A 16539-nucleotide genomic window follows, 5' to 3' on the forward strand; every position below is an offset into this window, starting at 1 on the left:
CGTGCGGATACCCCAAGGTGACGCCGTGCGCCGCGTCGAGCCCGGTGCGACGCCGGACTACTCGTCCGACAACCCGCTGGAACGACTGCTCACGGTCGTGCAGGAGACCCGGCTCGCCGCCGAGCTGGAGTGCTACGCCACGCCGTCGTTGCAGTACGTGCTGCCGCACGAGTGGCTGGAGCTGTACGGGCCGAGCAGCCCGAACACCGACGTCCTCGACCCGGTGGCGCAGGACTTCAAGACCGACTTCCAGAAGCAGAACGTCGCCGACTTCCGATTGGGCGACACCAGGGCGGTGCGCGGGTGGGCGTTGGCCGGCGACTGGACCGGGCCGTTCCTGCACCTGTCCTACCGGGCCGGCCCGGACAGCGCGCTGGCGCGGGCGCACGGCGGCTCGCTCGGCGACCGGGTGCTCGTGGAGGTGGCGGTCGAGGGTGGCGGCCGGGCCGAGGTGGAGGCGCCTTACGACCCGGACACCGGGCGTTACGTCGCGGAGCTGTGGGGTTACCGCGGTGACGACCTGGAGTCGCGGGTCGGCGTGCGCGGCAGGCAGTCGCTCAAGCTGGGGATCCTGCAAGCGCGCCCGGACCTCGCGCGCGGCGCGCCGGACGCGTTCGGCCGCGCCGGGTTGGACGGTCGGGACGTCCGGGAGGTCGTGCCCGACCACCTGCTGCACCCGGTCCGCCCGCTGCGGGTCGTGCTGCGGTGGCGCAGCGCCGATCGTGCGGCCGAGATCGGGCCGGTGGCGCTCGCGTTCCAGATGGTGGTGCGCGGGTGGGACGCGTTCCTCGAAGTGGGCCGGAGCCCGAACCCGCACGGCGGCATCGGGTTCCTGGAGTACCGCAACCTGCTGTCGAACTACTTCCGGTTCACCGGCTCCGGTGAGCTGGGGCGCGGGCTGGAGCCGTACAACCTGGACGCGTTCGGCCGCAAGGGCACGGGCGGGCAGGAGCCGTTCCTGGCGGTCGACTACATGGACCTGCACGTGCTCGACGCCGGGTGCGGCATCGGCCTGCACCGGCACCGGGACAACTCCGAGGTGTTCCTGATGCTGGAGGGCGAGGGCTGGATGGTGATCGGCGACTGGGCCGAGCCCGACACCCGCGACCGGTGCTTCGAGGTGCGCCTGCTGCGGGCGGGCCACCTGGCGTTCCTGAAGGGCGGCAACCTGCACGGCCTTGCCAACCCGTCGGACCACCAGATCTCGCTGTTCATGTTCGGCGGCTACGACTGACCACCGTTCGCCACGCCGAGCTCCACCAACAACGCCCGCGCCTCGGGACGGCACAGCTCGCTCCACCGGGCCAACGCCCGTGCGGCTTTGACGCGGACGTGACGCGGGACCGCCGGGTCGTGCGCGACTTCCCGGGCGACGACGGCGGCACTCTCACGGTGGTCACGGCGCAGGTTGGCTGCGGCTGTCGCGGCACGCAGCCTGGCACCGGGAGGGAGCGTGAGGTCACGTGCCATGTCCCGCAACGCGATCGCACCCTCGGCCGGGTCGAACACGCCGATGGCCTCGAACACCTGGGTGCGGACCAACGGGTTCTCGGCGGTGCGGAACTGCCGCAGCAGAGGCATGACCTGTTTCCGCAGGTCGGGTCGTGCCGCGCCGAGCCTGCGCGCGGCGTCGACCCGGGGGAGGGCCGGCAACCCCTCGTCGGTGGCGATCTCCCAGAGGCACGCGGCTCCGAGCTCGCGACCCCGTTCGCCGAACGCCATGAGGTCGTGGGCGACTTGCCACCGCACCGCAGGTCTGAGGGTCGGATCGGTGGCGATGCCGTGCAGGACGCGAACAGCGGCGGCGCGGTCGCCCACGGAGTGGTGGTGGAGCCGCCACGCGGCCTGCCACCGGATCGCGGGTGACGTCCGCCCGTCGTCCCGCATGGCCCGCAGCCGTCGCAGACCGCCTGATCGCCTCAAGGCGTAGAGCAGGTGCACGCGGTCGGAATCGGACAACCGGTGGTCCTCCTCCAACTCGTGGAGCACCGGGACCAGCCGTTTCGGGGTGTCGCCGGTCAGGGAGTGGATCCGGCGGGCGGCACTCGCCCGGTCGGCCACGGGTTCGGCGCCGTCGCGGGCCGTGGCCTCGTCCTCGGCCAGGAGGTACTGGCGGCCGGCGCCCTTCAAGCCCAGGAGCGCGTGACGGACGTTGTAGCGGAAGGTCGGGCCCCACGCCGTCCGTTCGAGCACCCGGACCGCTTCGGGACGCATGCGGGGTGACAGCCCGGCGAGGGCCGAGGCGGCTCTGATCCGGTCCGCCGGCATCGTCTCCACCGCGGTGATGAGCTCACGGAGCACCGCTGCCGCCTCGGTCGCGAGCGCGGGCTCGATCCACTCGCTGAGATCACCGACCCGTTGGGCCGGCGACGCGGTGTGGTCGGCCAGGAGGTCGCGTTCGGCGCGGAGCCGGTCCTTGCCCCACAGCGCGGGGATCAACTGACGTCGCTGCTTCGGGCCGGCGGCCGGGTCGTCGACGACCGCCTGCACGAACCGGGCCACTTCACGATCGCGGGATACGCGGTGCACGAACCAGTCGAGGGCGTCCGCACGTTCCTCGACGGTGAACTCGGGGCTCGTGGCGAACCTCCGCAACGAGGAGAAGGCCGCCTCGCCCTGTGCCGGGGCCAGCACCATCAGCTGCCACGCGGCCTCGGCGCGGTCGCGCACCGGTTCTGACTCGTCGTCGAGCACCCGGGCGTGGAAGGCGACCGCGGCGTCGAGCGTGGTCGGGTCGTGTTCGGCGAGCGTCCTCACCGCGTCCGTGCGCCACCGGAACCCGAGGCATGCGTCGGCCGCCTGTTCGCGCATCTCCGAGAGCGCCTCGTCCCGCGAACCGGGGTGGATGTCGGCCAGCACGTCGGCGGCGGCCAGGCGCCGGTGGCGGTCGGAATCCGGATCGGCCAGACGAGCCCGGAGAGCGGGCGCCAGGTTCGCGCCGAGCTCGGCCAGGGCCTTCACGCGTGATCTCCACGTGGTCGCCGCGGTGTCGTCGTCCTCCCGCATCACCACGGCGACCGCGGTGTCGATCGCGGCCGGGTCCGCGCGGGCCAGCTCCACCGCCGCGTCACCGCGGTCCGACAAGGGCAGCAGGTCGTCGGCGATGATCCGCTTCAGGCGGGCCACGACGACCGGGTCGGACCGGTGGTCCAACGCCGCCATGGCCTTCGCCACGTGGCACGTGGTGGTGGCGTTCGCATCGGGGTCCTCCGCCAAGGCTCGCAGCGCGGCGGCCACCTCGGCGCGTGGACCGGAACCCATCCGGCGGACGTCCCTGGTCCACAGGTGCAACCACGGATCCGGCACGATCCGCGCCTTGATGAGGCGCACGATCTCCTCGGTGACCGGAAGGCCGAAGGGACGACCCAGTGAGATCAGGGCGGACGCCGCGCTCTGCCGCGCCCGGCCGTCCGACGCGGGGTCACGCACCACGGCGATCATGGCCGTGGCGTGCAGGTCCCGATCGGTGACGTCGAGGTGGCTGAAGGTCGGGTAGTCGCGGTACGAGGCCCAGAGCTCCCGCTGCTCCAGCGCGACCAGCGACAACAGGGCGGCGGATGCCCGCTCGTGGAAGCCGGTGCCCAGGCGTCGCAGCGTGCGCCACGCGACCAGGCGCGCGTCGGGGTCCTCCTGCCGGGTGACGATCTCCGACAGGTGACGGGCCACCTCGTCGTGGAACTCCGGGCCCAGCCCGATCAGCTGCGTGCCCGCTTGGGTGCGGAAGGCGGCGTCGAGGGAGCGGTCCGCGAGCGTCGCGAGCAGGGACGACACCGCCGGTGCGCGATAGGGCTCGCCCAACGCCGCCAGCCTGGCGAACGCCGACGACCGGTCGTAGGCGGAGGCCGTCGGGTGGGTGGTCACGCCGAGCAGCGTCGCCGCGGCCTCGTCCCGGTGTTCCGGTCCCAGGTCGGCAAGTGCTTGAGCGGCCCACAACCTGCCGTTGGCGTCGGTGGTCCACTCGGCGAGGAGCGCTTGCAGGAGGTTCAAAGCCTCATCTTGCGCGCCCATGTCCGCGAGGGCACGGGCGATGCTCGACCGCGTGTAGGCGTCGATGTCGAACGCCTTGGACAACGCCAGCAGGTGGTCGACGGCCGCAGCGCGGTGTTGCGGACCCAGTTCGGCGAGGGCCTCGGCGGCGGAGACCCGGTCGCCGATGGCCGAGTGCCGGTCCGCGATCAGCCGGGCGAGGGCGGCGACGGCTTCGTCGGAGCGCTGCGGACCCAGGGACGCCAGGCCGACCGCGGCCTCGCGCAACCCGGCGCTGAAGTGCGTGCGGGTGCGCAGGACCTCGCGGAAGACCTCGGCGGCGCGCTCGTGGTGCTCCACGTCGATCTCGACGAGCCCGGTGGCGGCGTGCACGCGGGCGTGATCACGGGCGTTGGTGCGGTCGAGCACGGCCGTCAGGGCGGCGACGGCGTGGTCGCGCGACTCGCCGTCGAAGCCGGCCAGGACGACGGCGGCGTTGCGCAGCTGCTCGGCCGTGACCGAAGGGGAGGCGAGGATGGCCCGCAGGCCCTGGTCGGAGGCGCGATGGCCGTCCGGGCCGCACTCGGTCAGCGCCTCGGCGGCAGCGAGCCGGTGCTCGACCGGGATCGCGGGGTCGTCCACGACGCGTTGGAGCAGGCGGGCCGCGTCGGCGGACTCGGTGCCGCGAAGCCTGGTCGCGAGCGCCGCGGCCGCCTCGACCCGGGACGGCCACGGCGCGTCGTCCGAGTCCATGAGACCGCGCAGCCACGAAGCGGTGCCGGGGTGGTGGGCGGCACGGCTGGTCTGCGACAGGATCTTCAGCGCGGGGTGCTGGGTGGTCATCGCCCACCCCCGCACGGTGCCCAGGAAGTCGTCGACCGCTGCCGGTCCGGCCGGCAGGTGCCGGGCGAGCAGGCGGGCGGCCAGGAGGTGCTGGTCGGAACCGGCCGCGTGCAGGTGTTCGAGGAGGCGGTCGGCTTCCGTCGGGTGCAGGCGGGTGTGGTGCAGCAGCACGGCCCTGGCGTGGCGGCCCCGGTCCTCGGCGCGGGCGGCGTGCAGGAGGCTCGCGAAGTCCGCGTGCACGGGGTCGAAGCGGTCGGGGAGCAGGCGGGCCTTCGCGGTCGCGGCGAGGTGCTCGGCGAAGCTGTGGTGCAGGAACCGCAGGTCGTCGCCGCGACGGCTGAACGGACCCACGGCGGCGAGGTAGGTGATCAGGTCGTCCTGCCACCTGCCCACGAGGTCGGGCAGGCGCCGTGCGGCCCAGTCGTGCGCGGCGTTCACCAGTGAGGTGTCGGCCTCCAGCCGCACGCGACCGAGGTGTTCCAGCAACGCGTCGCGCACGGGCTCGAACGGGCCGGGCTCGGCCGTGTGGGCGGTGCGGAGGAACTTCAGGTACGCCTCGTACAGCTCGTACTGGTTGTCCGGCAACGGGCGGTTGCCCGGCTGCTCGAAGATGATCGCGGCGATCGTCGCCAGCAGCGGCACGCGCGCCAGCTCGTCCAGGTGGGCGGCCCGGATCTGGCGCACGAACCGGTAGGCGAGGTCCCGGTCGCCGAACCAGTTGCGCGCGAACTGCCGCAGCGCGCGTTCGTCGAACGGTTGCAGTTCGTAGCGGGCGGCGCCGATGCGCTGCAACGGCGCCAGGGCCGCGCCCTCGATCGGCCTGGTCGTGACCACGACCCGGTAGGGCGACGACGGCTCGGCGGTCCACGCGGCCAGCACGGTGGCCAGGCGGTCCCGTTCGGTGGCGTCGGCGACCTCGTCCAAGCCGTCCACCAACAGCAGCCAGCGGCAGCCGGCGATCCGCCCTTCCAGGGCGCGCGGGTCGAGGGGAGAGGCCAGCAGGGCCCCGTACTCCACACCGGCGCTCTCCGCGACCGCCTCGGGGAACGGTCGGCCGAGCCGCGCGGCCAGCTCCCGGGCCGTCAGGCGCAGGGGCACCACCCGTTCGGCCATCAGCGGCGGTTCGCCGTCGCCGGCCAGCCACCGCTCGGCGACGTCGGCGGCCAGCCGCAGCGACAGCGTGGACTTGCCCTGCCCGGGGCCACCGGTGATCACGACGTGGTCGTCGCGGTCCAACGCCTCCCAGACCGTCCGGGTGGGCGCGCGCACGGCCAACCGGGTGGTCGGCGGGCTCGGCGGCTCCACGACCTGGCCGCGACCGTCCACGATCGGCACCGGCCGCGACGGCTCCGACGCGAGTTCCTCCGTGCCGGTGCCGAGGTCCTGGCGCACGTGGACCGTCACCAGCGACGACCGCCGCGGGCCGGGCAGCCGGTAAGGCATTTCCTGGGCGGTGTCGACCTGTGCCCGCAGCAGGAACCGGACCGGCGTGGGCAGTCCCGGTAACGCCGGATCGTCCTCGGCGGGAGCGAGCGGGGACCCCTGCTCGGCTTCCGCGCCGGTCACGGTGATGTGCACGCCGCCGTGGATCGTGCCGGCCAGCACAGCGGCTCCGTGCACGTCGCCGCCGATCCGGTTGGCATCGGTGGACCGGGGGCCCTTCTCCAACCTCGAACCCCTTTCGCTCGCGGTGAACGCATCGTCCCACGGGTTCCCACGTCGGCGGACCCCGTCCGGCGAGGTGGCCTGGCCACCGCCGGCTGCGCCGACCGCAACGCCCCTTTCCCGGCTTCGCCCCGGGAGCCCGTTCGCGCACCTGCGCCTTCAGGCACGTCGTTCGGCCGCGGCCTGCTCGCGTCCCTGGTCTGGGTGGGCGTCGTGCTGGTCGCGGTGGTCGCGATCGGGGGACCGCCCGCGTCCGGGTACGGGGTCGGGGTGATGCTCGGCCGGTTGGTGCTGCCCTGCCTGGTCTCGGCCTGGCTGGTCCGCCGGTTCTTCGGGCACAGGTGGTTGCCGTTCGGGTGGTCGGTGCCGGCCTCGTTGCCGACGTTCTTCGTCGGCTTCGTCGTGTTCGGCGCGATCCTCCTGGCCGGGCAGGCCTGAGTCCGGCACGGGTGAACGCGCTGTGCGCACCCGACTACCAGTTGCGCTCGATGGCGGTACGCATTAGCGCTATCGGGTGACGCCTCGTAACCCCGCCTGGTCCAGGGCCGACTCCAGGTATAGGCGGCCGGCGGGGAGGACGCCGTGTCCGGAACGAGTGGGTGAGCCCCTGTGGACGCGTTGATCGAGATCACGCAGCCCGGCCAGGGAGCCGATCACCGGGTGGACCTCTACCTCGGTGACGACGGTGTGTGGCCGGCGGAGCCGACGGCGTCGGACACCGTGCCGGCGGACCTGGCCGCCGCGTCGCTGCCCGTGCCGTCGACCGGCGCCACGGCGTCGGACGCGATCGTCGGTTTCCTGCACGCGAACCCGGAATCGCAGGCGTTCGCCGACCTCGGCGTGCACCTCGGTCGGCTGCTCCTGCCGCCGACCGTGCGCGAGCACTGGTCGCGGCCGGGGGTGGGGCGCACGTTCCTGTGCCTCCCGCCGGCGCTGCGCCGCCTGCCGTGGGAATCGGCCAGGTCCGCGCACGCCCTGTTCGTCCGGCCCGACCACCCGTTCATCCGGCTGCACCGGCGCGTCCCGGGCGACGACCCGATCGCCGACCCGCTGCCGATCCGGGTGCTGGTCGTGCGCGGCGATGACGACGACGACATCGGTTCCCGCGACGAGATCCGGGAGATCAAGAGGGTCGTCGGCGGCGCGCCGGGCCGGATCGAGGCGGAGTTCCTGTCCCGGCCGACCGAGTCGGACCTCAAGGCGGCCTACCGGCGGGTCGTGCCGCACGTGCTGCACTTCATCGGGCACGGCACGCGCAAGGCGAGCACGGGTCAGCCCGCGTTGAGGATCGTCCCGCCCGGCCGCGAGGCGTGGTTGCTCACCCCGACCTACATCGGCGACCTGCTGAGCCGTCCCGCGCCGCGCCTGGCGATCCTGAACGCCTGCCGGTCCGGCGAGACGGCGGACGCGGTGGCGTTGACCGACGTGTTCCTCGACAGCGGGGCCGCCGCCGTCGTCGGCATGCAGGGCGACATCCGGGGCACGGCGGCGGCGCTGTTCGGCGGCTCGCTCTACCGCGGCCTGCTGGACAACGAGCCGGTCGACCGGGCCGTCACGACGGCGCGCGAGGCCGTGTACGCCGCCACCGGCGTGTCCGACGGCGCCCGGGACTGGATCCTGCCGAGCCTCACGCTGCGCGTGCGCCCCGACGACGTGCTCCCGGACCTGTCCGCGACCGGGGCGCGCGCGGTGCGGATCGAGCAGCAGTTCGAGAAGGAGGTCGGCGCGTTCGTCAACCGGGTGCACGAGCGCCACAAGCTCCTCAAAGGCGTCGACCCGGGCGTCGGCGAGCCGCTCGAACCGCTGCTGCTCGTGGTCGGCGAGTCGCAGGTGGGCAAGACGCGGCTGCTGAACTGGCTGCGGCGGCGGTGCGCGGTGCGCGGGCGGCGGGTGAAGTACGTCAGCTTCGACCGGCCGAACCCGGTGGAGGTGCTCGGCGACCGGCCGGCCAGGTTCGACTTCCTCGAGGTGCTGTACGCGATCCGGGACGTGGCGGAGGACCTGCCCACCCTGCCGGAGGGCGTGGCGTCCGCGTTCGACCGGTTCAACCACGACGTGGTCCACCTCGCCGAGGGCAGGCTGCCGCCGGACCCGCCGGTGCCGACGCCGCCGCCGGCGCGGTGGCCGCGGCTGACCGGCGGCACCTCGCACCACGTCGCGGCGACGTTCGAGTCCTTCCGGGCGTGCCTCGGCCGCGCGGCGCAGCCGGAGCCGCTGCTGCTGGTCTTCGACCACGTGGGGAACGTGCTGGACTCGGCGTTCCGGCAGCAGCTGTACGACCACCTCATCCGGCACGTCGCCGACGGCGAGGTGCCCAACCTGAGCCTCGTGGTCGTGATGACGAACGAGCAGTTCGCCACGCACTGGCCGGAGCTGGGCGGCGGCACGCGGGTCGACCTGGACCGCATCGAGGCGGAGGAGTTCTCCGCGCTGGCCGAGGACGTGGTGCTGGCGGTCGGCCGCGCGATCGGCGACCCGCACGTGCAGCTGATCGAGGCGATCGGCAAGGGCGTCGCCACCGGCAAGTGGAGCCCCGCCGTGCTCGGCGACCTGGAGAACATCGTGAGGCGGATGCGATGAAGCCGATCGACGCCGAGCTGTTGCGACGCCTGGCTCGGGGTGACTCCCTGGAGGACGTCCTGGCGTCGCTGCGACCGGCGGACCAGTGGGACGTGCTGCGGCGGTGCGCGGCGGTCCGCTCGTTCGACCGGGAGCTGTACGACAACGTGCTCGTCGCCGACGTCGACGGCGCGCCGCCGTTCGACGCGGTCGTCACCGCGCCGGAGGTCGAGCCGATCCAGGGCACGCGGGAGGCGTTCCGGCTGCGGGCGGGCGCGAAGGCGCGCTACTGGAACGGCTGGTGGCCCGACGGGGCCGACCCGCGGACCGTGCCCGAGGAGCTGCGGTCGCTGGTCGATCGCCTGGCACGCCACTACCGGGCCGCGCACCAGCCCGTCGACCTGCTCGAACAGCTGGTGCTGGTCGACCACCGCGCCGCCGCCGAGCTGTTCGTCCGGCTCTACGCCAAGGCCGACCACCGGCACGACCTGGCGTTGTGCCAGGACCTGATCGACGTGCTCGGCGACGGGGACCGGGTGCGGCTGATCGGCCCCGAGCTGATCGCGCTGCGCCACGACCGGGCCGCCTACCTGCGCACCCGCGGGCTGTGGTCGACCGAGTACCTGCAATCGGCCACGTTCCTCGAGAGGGCCGGGACGACGGCGACCTACCAGCGGCTCGTCCGGGGCGACGGACCGCGGATCGTGGTGCTGCACGGTCCGTCCGGGCGCGGCAAGACGATGGAGCTGCGCTGGCTGGTGTCCCGGGTGCTGGTGCCGCGGCGCGTGCCGTGCGTGCTGGGCGACTTCGACGTGCTGGACCCGGTCAACGTCGCGCGGTACCCGTGGCTGCTGCTGGTGGAGGCGGCGGCGCAGCTCGACCAGCAGTTGGCGGCGGCGCCGTTCACCGAGTTCCTGGAGCGGTACGCGTGGACCGGGGTCATCTCGCGGCGCCAGGTCGCCGACCCGGGCCGGGCGGCGGCGGCGAGCAGGCGGCTGTGCGACGAGCGCGACCGGCTCGGCGCGCACGTGCTCCGGGACTTCGTGCGCACGTTCAACGAGGCGATGGCGGGCCGCCCCGCCGTGATGGTGCTCGACGCGGTGGACCGGGTGTACGCGAACCGCTCGCGCGAGGAGCTGGCCGACCTGCTCCGGCAGCTGTTCCGGCTGTACCGCGACTGCCCGGCGATGCGGATCGTGCTGGCCGGCCGCCACCCGATCACCGTGCCGGTGCTGCCGCCCGCGGTCGATCGGCACCTGGTCCCGTTCACCGACGACGACGCGTCGCGCTACCTGGCCGACCGGCGCCGCATCACGCGCGCCGACCTGCGGCACGCGATCGTGGCGAAGGCCGGGGGAGAGCCGGTGGTGCTGGCGCGCCTGGCCGACCTGGTGCAGCAGCGGCCCGACATCACACCGGCCGAGATCCGGGAGTACCGGGCGGACCTGACCGCGCTCGTGCTCCAGGTCCTGCGGCCGATCGCCGACCCGGGCCTGCGGTGGCTGCTCCGGTACGGGATGGTGGCGCGGACGTTGAGCCTCGACTTCGCGCGCGAGGTGCTCCAGCCGTACTTGCGCGCCGCCGCGTCCGGCGACCTGGACCTCGACGACCCGGGCGAGGACGTGGTGCCGGGCGGCGAGCCGGCGTCGTTGTTCCCCGCCACCGCCGACGTGGACGTCGAGCGGTTGTGGCCGCGGCTGACGGCGTTCGCGGGCACCACCTCCTGGGTCGTGCCGGTGCCGGGCGAGCCGGGCTCGCTGCGGTTCGCCGAGGCCGTGGCCGAGCCGATGCGCCGCCTGGTCCGGTCGCACGCCGTCCACGACCGGCTGCACGCCGGCGCGGTGGCGTTCTTCGAGCGCAAGGCGGAGGCCGACCCCGACCGGTGGGACCGGTGGACGAGGGAGGCGGTCTACCACCGGTTCCGGCTGGAGGGCCCCGCCGCCGTGGCCTACTGGCGCGCCGCCTTGGACGAGGTGGAGCTGGGTGAGGCGCACCGGCGGGCCGCGTTGGCCGAGGAGGTGCTGGGTCCCGACTACGTCGACGCCGACGCCGACCCGCGCCGGTGGGAGGAGCACGGGCCGATCGTGACCCGGGAGACCGTGGTGGAGGCCCGGTACGAGCTGGCCGCGGCGCTCACCCAGATGGCGAGGCAGGGCGGCGTCGAGGCGGCGGACCAGCTGTGGAGCCGGGCCGAGGAGAACTTCTCCGCCGTCGTGCGCGACCGGGACGACTTCGGCGCGGACGTCGTGCCCGACTGGCGGCTCGCGTACGTGCGTGCCGCGCTGGCGCTGAAGTCCGGCGACGTGACCACCGCGCGAGCCGAGCTGGAGCGGGCGCTGCGGCGGTCGTCCGGCACCAAGGACGACGTGCGGCTGCGCATCCTGCTCGGCGACGTGCGGATGATCCTCGGCGACCGGCTCGCGCCCGACGAGTACCGGCGTGCGGCGGAGGCGGCGGTCCGCGTCGGCGCCCACCGGTGGGAACCGCCGATCCGGCTGCGGATCGTGAAGGCGTACCGGCACTTCGGGCGCTTGGCGGAAGCGATCCGCGAGCTGGTCCGCGCCCGGCGGTGCGGGCCGTCGAACGCCGAGCAGCAGCGCCGCTCCGGCCTGCTCGCGGTCGAGCTCGGCCTCGGCGCGAACCGGCTGGAGTGGGCGGCTTTGCACGCGCGACGGGTCGCCGCGCGCGACGGTGACTGGGAGGGGCAGGCCGCCGGCGCGAGGGTGGCGTTGGCCGCGCGCAGGCCGCTGCTCGCGCTCGACCTCGCGCACCGCGCCGAGCGCTCCGCCCGCGGCACCACCGGCACCGCGCTCGCGCGCGAGCTGACCGGGGTCGCCGAGGGCGTGGTGGCGCACTACGGGAAAGCCTTGCACGCGCTGGAAACCGCACGGTCGCGGTGGCGTCACGAGGGTGACCGCGCGGCCGTCGCCCGCTGCCACACGCACTCCGCGGTGCTGCTCATGCGGGAGGTCGGCAACCTCACCCTGGCCGAGCACCACCTGGCCGAGGCCGCCGAGCTGACCACGCGGGGCACCGACGCCTGGTGCGCCGCGGAGTTGGCCCGGGTCGAGCTGCTGGGTCTCGCCGCACGGCCGCACGAGGCGCTGGACGCGGTCGCCGCCGTGATCGACGAGCTCCACCGGCGGGCACGCCCACCGTGCCTGGTGGCACGTGCCGCCCTGGAAGGGCTGGCGATCGACCTGCCCGACGGGTTCGGGTGGTTGCTGCACGAACTGGTGGCGCGGCTGCGCGAGATCACGCCCGCGTCCGCGCGCCTGGTCGTGCTGGACGAACTGCGCCGCGTGCCCGACCCGCACGACGACCCGGCGCGGGACGCGTGGCGCGAGGTCGCGTCGCTGGTGCGGTTGGAGACCGACCGGCTGCGTGCGACGGATCGCGCCCTGCTGGACCTCAGGTCGGCGGAGGTGGACCGGCTGACCGGCGATCGGGCGGCGGCGGAGCGGAAGCTGGCCGAGGCGCGCCCGACCGGTGGCTCGTGGTTCACGCTCCGGGAGTGGTCGCGTGCCGCGGACCGGCTGGGACTTCCCGCGCGAGGCGACGTCGAAGCGTTCCTCCGGGAGTTCGGCGACCACCCGATGCTGTGCGCGGCTTTCCTGGTCGAACGCGCGGAAGCCTTGATCGCGCTGGACGAGTCGGATCGAGCGGACGCGTTGTTGCGCCGGGCGGCGCCGCTGCTCGTCGCCGCCGACGAGCGGGAGACCCAGTGGCACGCGAGGTCGCACTACGCCGACAGCGTGATCGCGGAGAAGTCCAGCCTGGAGCCGGAACCGAAGCTGGTCCGCGCCGGCGCGACGTTCGCCGCGCTCGGTGACACCCGCCGTGCGGCGGTCGCGTCCCGCTTCACGCGAGGGCGGATCGGCACGACGCTGCGGAGCGCGCGCGGACGGGTGCGGCTGGCCGTCGAGGACGGTGCGCTGGTCGTCGGGACGTTCGTCCCGCCCGACGTGGACACCACCGTCCGCCACGACAACGCCCTCGTGGACGCGATCCTCGGCGTCGGCCGGGCGGGCTCCGGGCCCCTCGCCGAACGACTGCGGGAGGACTGGCAGGCGACGTGCGCCGGGCTCGGCTCGCTGCTCCTGCCCGGTCCGGCGCTGCGGGCGCTGCGGAGCCCGTTCGACCTCCGGTGCGACGTCGAGGACCGCAGGCTCGGCCCGGTGCCGTGGGAACTGGCGCTGCGGCCGGACGTGCGGCGGCTGGTCGTGCTCGACCCCGCCGTCGCCACGTTCCACCGGGCCGTGTCGCGGGAGGCCGCCTACCGCGACGAGATCAGGTTCGTCCAGGTCGGCCTCAACCGCGCGGCCGACGAGGACCTGGCGGCCGACGGCGACCTCGGCCCGCACACCAGGGAGGCGTTGCGGCGGTACCAGGAGGCACGGGGGCTCACCCCGGACGCCGACCTCGGCGCCGAGCTGCTGGACCGGTTGCAGCGCGACCTCGCCGAGCCGGTCAAGCCGCTGGCGGTGCTGGCCCAGCCGAGCCGGTCGTCGCAGCTCGACTCCGCCCGCGGGCACCTGAGCTCCGGCGTCGACCTGGCCCGCCTGTACGGCAGCCACGGGTTCGACGTGGAGTCGGTCGAGAACCCCACGCTGGACCGGCTCGCCGGCGCGGTGACCCGCGCGGTCCGCGGTGGGCGGACGCCGGCGGTGGTGCACCTGGCGGGCGGGCTGCGCGAGTCCGGCGGCGGCGTCGCGCTCACGTTCCTCGCCGGTGGTTGGGCGGCGGAGGCGTTCACCGCCACGCCGACCGCCGAGGAGATCCCGGTGACGGCGCTCAACCGGGTGCTCGCCGCCGTGCCGCGTGACGGGTTCCGGCCGCTGGTGGTGCTCGACGTGAACCGGCCGTGGGGCTCGGACGACGCGATCTCGTACCTGCTGCTGCGCAACGCGTTCGGGGGCGACCTGTTCGCCCTCGGCCGGTGCGCCGGCGTGCTGGGCACCGGCCTGGCCGGCGACGGCGAGCACGACCTGTGCGACGCCGTGATCGGCGCGATCGCGGCCGGCCGGTCCCTGGCCGAGGTGGCGGGCGGGCTGCGTTCGGCCGCACGGCACGCCACCGGACTCGACCGGGTGCTGCCGTCGGCCGGCGTCGCCCTGCACACGCACCTGCCGTGGCTGCGGCTCGTGCCCGGACCGGGAGGACGGCCATGACCACCACCGACCGCAAGGTCGCCGAGCTCAGGCACAAGCTCGCCGGCATCGACGCCGACTTCGCCCGGTGGCGCGCGGAGACCGGGTCGGGCCGGGTCCTGCGCAAGCACCACACGCAGGTGGTCCGGCTCACCGACCGGCTCGGCGGGGTGGTCGAGCGGATCGGCGCGGAGCTGGACGCGGTCGCGGCCGACGGCGCCGACGTCCTGCGGGAGTGCCGCCGGCTCCAGCTGCGGATGCTGGAGGTGCACCGGCTGTGGGACTTCTACCGCTCGAAGCTGAACCTGCGGTACGTGGAGTGGTACCGGCCGTTCCTGACCGCCGTGGACGAGTTCGCCTGGCGGTGCTACGAGCCCGCGGCGGCCGGCCGCGACCGCGAGGCCCCGCTGGTGCACCTCAGCGGCGAGTTCAGCCCGTTCACGCACCTGCGGGAGACGCCGTTCGTGGTCGAGGACGTGCCCGACGCCTTGAACACCGCGGACTTCCTCGGCGTGGTCACGCGGCTGCCGATCCCGATCATCGGCCTGCCGTGGTACCAGCTCGTGCACCTGCCGGACGCGGTGGTGATCGGGCACGAGGTCGGGCACGCGGTGGAACGCGACTTCGGCCTGCTCGGCACGGTCCGCGCGCTGACCAGGCCGGTGTTCCGGACCATGCCCGAGGCCCGGCGCGACGCCTGGGACACGTGGCTGCCGGAGGTCTTCGCCGACCTGTACGGGGTGCTGGCGGCCGGTCCGGCGTTCGCGTCCGCGCTGGCCGACCTGCTCGTCGTGGACGACGCCCCCACGGCCGCCGAGGTCGACGGGCCGGTCCTGGTCCACCCGCACGCGGCCGTGCGGCTCGCGTTGACCGCGCAGGCGTTGGCGGAGACGGGTTTCGCGACGCCGCGGGCGGCGTGCGGGCAGTTCGAGGACGACATCGCCCCGATGACGACGGCACTGCTGGACGGGCCGTACCCGGGCCTCGGCGACCGGCCGCTGCGCGAGGTGATCGCGTTCACCGCCGACCAGCAGCGCCACGCCGTCACCGCCGCCGACGGCCTGGTGGACCACCAACGCCCGGAGACCAGCGACGTCCGCTGCCTGATCGCGGCGGCACGGCTCGCGTTCGACCGCGAACCCGCCCTGTTCGCCCCGCCGCCGCCCGACCGCGTCAACGCGCAGGACCTGATCCTCGACAAGGTCGCGAAGGCCGTCGGGGACGGCTCGCGCGCCGACGTCGGCGAGGAGGGCCCGGTCGCGGACGACCGGGCCGCCGGCGCGGAGCTCTACGACCTGATCGACACGATGATCCGAAAGGCCCACGATGACCACCATGACTGAACGACCTCAGGACCCCATGGCCGCCGTGGCGCAGCTCGCCCGGGTGGTCGCGGGCGACGACGAGCAGCGGTTCGTGCTGGTGTACCACGCGATCGCCAACCAGGTCGACGGCTTCCTCAACGGTGACGCCGCCGAGGGCTACCGCCTGGCCCGCTCGCTGCTCCGCCGCGGCGTGTCGCCCCTGACCAGGTCGGCCGTCGCCACCGAGCCGCCGTCCGACAGCATCTTCACCGACCCGGTGTACCTGGCCAACATGCGTGCCGTGGTCGAGGACCACGCCCGCATCATCGGCGGCGTGCCCACGGCCGACTTCCCGGAGTGCGTCGCCATCGGCAGCGCCGACGGGTGGTGCTGCTCGGGCACGCTCGTCTCCCAGAACGTCGTCGTCACCGCCGGGCACTGCGTGGACGGCGGGTGCGCGGCCCGCGTGTTCATCGGCAAGGACGTGGAGTTCCCGGAGGACGGCGAGGTGATCGAGGTGGAGACCGCGCTCGCGCACCCCGACTACCGCCCGCCGCGCCCGACCGGGGACATCGCCGTCCTGGTGCTCGCCCGCCCCGCCTCGGTCACGCCGCGCCCGATCGCGACGCCCGACCAGGTCGCCGCCGCCAAGTTCGTGCGGCTCGCGGGGTACGGCAACACCGACGTGCACAGCAGCGGCGGCTACGGCCGCAGGCGGATGGTGGACGTGCCGATCGCGAGCGACCACCCCCGGCACGGCGCGGACGCGGCCACGGAGTTCGTGGCCGGCTCGCCGTTCCTCGACCGGGACAGCTGCAACGGCGACAGCGGCGGTCCCGCCTACGTTCAGTCGGGTGGCCAGTGGTTCCTGGCCGGCGCGACGTCCCGGGCCACCGCCTCGTCGCTGCGCCCGTGCGGCGACGGCGGCATCTACACCCGCGTGGCGTCCTACGAGAAGTGGCTGTGGACCGTGCCGGGGGCCGTCCGGCCCTGAGGGGTGGTCTTCGACCGGCAGCCGGTCGGCGAGGGCCCGGTGACAGGTCCGGTCTCGT

At 74.3% G+C, this 16539-nt stretch carries 7 protein-coding genes; 6 read left to right on the forward strand and 1 reads right to left on the reverse strand.

Annotated elements, in window-relative coordinates; all coding sequences use genetic code 11:
- Nucleotide 1: 1 nt before the first annotated feature.
- Nucleotides 2–1234: a cupin domain-containing protein gene (locus LNK82_RS03220; protein WP_230565386.1), complete on the forward strand. Its 1233-nt coding sequence runs from the start codon at nucleotides 2–4 to the stop codon at nucleotides 1232–1234.
- Here LNK82_RS03220 and LNK82_RS46560 read toward each other — a convergent pair.
- Nucleotides 1225–6477 (reverse strand): NACHT domain-containing protein, encoded by a 5253-nt coding sequence (locus LNK82_RS46560; RefSeq protein WP_268995674.1) that lies wholly within the window; start codon nucleotides 6475–6477, stop codon nucleotides 1225–1227. The genes LNK82_RS03220 and LNK82_RS46560 overlap by 10 nt on opposite strands.
- 201 nt (nucleotides 6478–6678) lie before the next feature.
- On the opposite strand from LNK82_RS46560, the gene LNK82_RS03235 reads away from it, so the two are divergent.
- From LNK82_RS03235 to LNK82_RS03255, 5 genes are all read left to right on the forward strand, one after another.
- On the forward strand, nucleotides 6679–6912 hold the full coding sequence (locus LNK82_RS03235) for a hypothetical protein (protein ID WP_230565387.1): 234 nt from the start codon (nucleotides 6679–6681) through the stop codon (nucleotides 6910–6912).
- A gap of 171 nt (nucleotides 6913–7083) precedes the next feature.
- Nucleotides 7084–9054, forward strand: a complete 1971-nt coding sequence (locus tag LNK82_RS03240; RefSeq protein WP_230565388.1) for a CHAT domain-containing protein — start codon at nucleotides 7084–7086, stop codon at nucleotides 9052–9054.
- A complete protein-coding gene (locus LNK82_RS03245; protein WP_230565389.1) occupies nucleotides 9051–14204 on the forward strand; it encodes a peptidoglycan-binding protein in 5154 nt (1717 codons plus the stop codon). Before LNK82_RS03240 ends, LNK82_RS03245 begins: the two co-directional genes overlap by 4 nt.
- Entirely contained in the window at nucleotides 14201–15526 is a 1326-nt protein-coding gene (locus LNK82_RS03250) for a hypothetical protein (RefSeq protein ID WP_230565390.1), read from the forward strand. The genes LNK82_RS03245 and LNK82_RS03250 overlap by 4 nt, the downstream gene beginning before the upstream one ends.
- Complete coding sequence (locus tag LNK82_RS03255; RefSeq protein ID WP_230565391.1) at nucleotides 15519–16481, forward strand: S1 family peptidase; 963 nt, start codon at nucleotides 15519–15521, stop codon at nucleotides 16479–16481. The genes LNK82_RS03250 and LNK82_RS03255 overlap by 8 nt, the downstream gene beginning before the upstream one ends.
- The last annotated feature ends 58 nt before the right edge of the window (nucleotides 16482–16539 follow it).

Source organism: Saccharothrix luteola, assembly GCF_020859565.1.
GTDB classification, from domain to species: Bacteria; Actinomycetota; Actinomycetes; order Mycobacteriales; family Pseudonocardiaceae; genus Actinosynnema; species Actinosynnema luteola.

Excerpts from the sequence above, each read along its gene's own strand:
- LNK82_RS03245 (WP_230565389.1), top strand. The coding sequence starts at position 9,051 with ATGAAGCCGATCGACGCCGAGCTGTTGCGACGCCTGGCTCGGGGTGAC.
- LNK82_RS03250 (WP_230565390.1), top strand. The coding sequence starts at position 14,201 with ATGACCACCACCGACCGCAAGGTCGCCGAGCTCAGGCACAAGCTCGCC.
- LNK82_RS03255 (WP_230565391.1), top strand. The coding sequence starts at position 15,519 with ATGACTGAACGACCTCAGGACCCCATGGCCGCCGTGGCGCAGCTCGCC.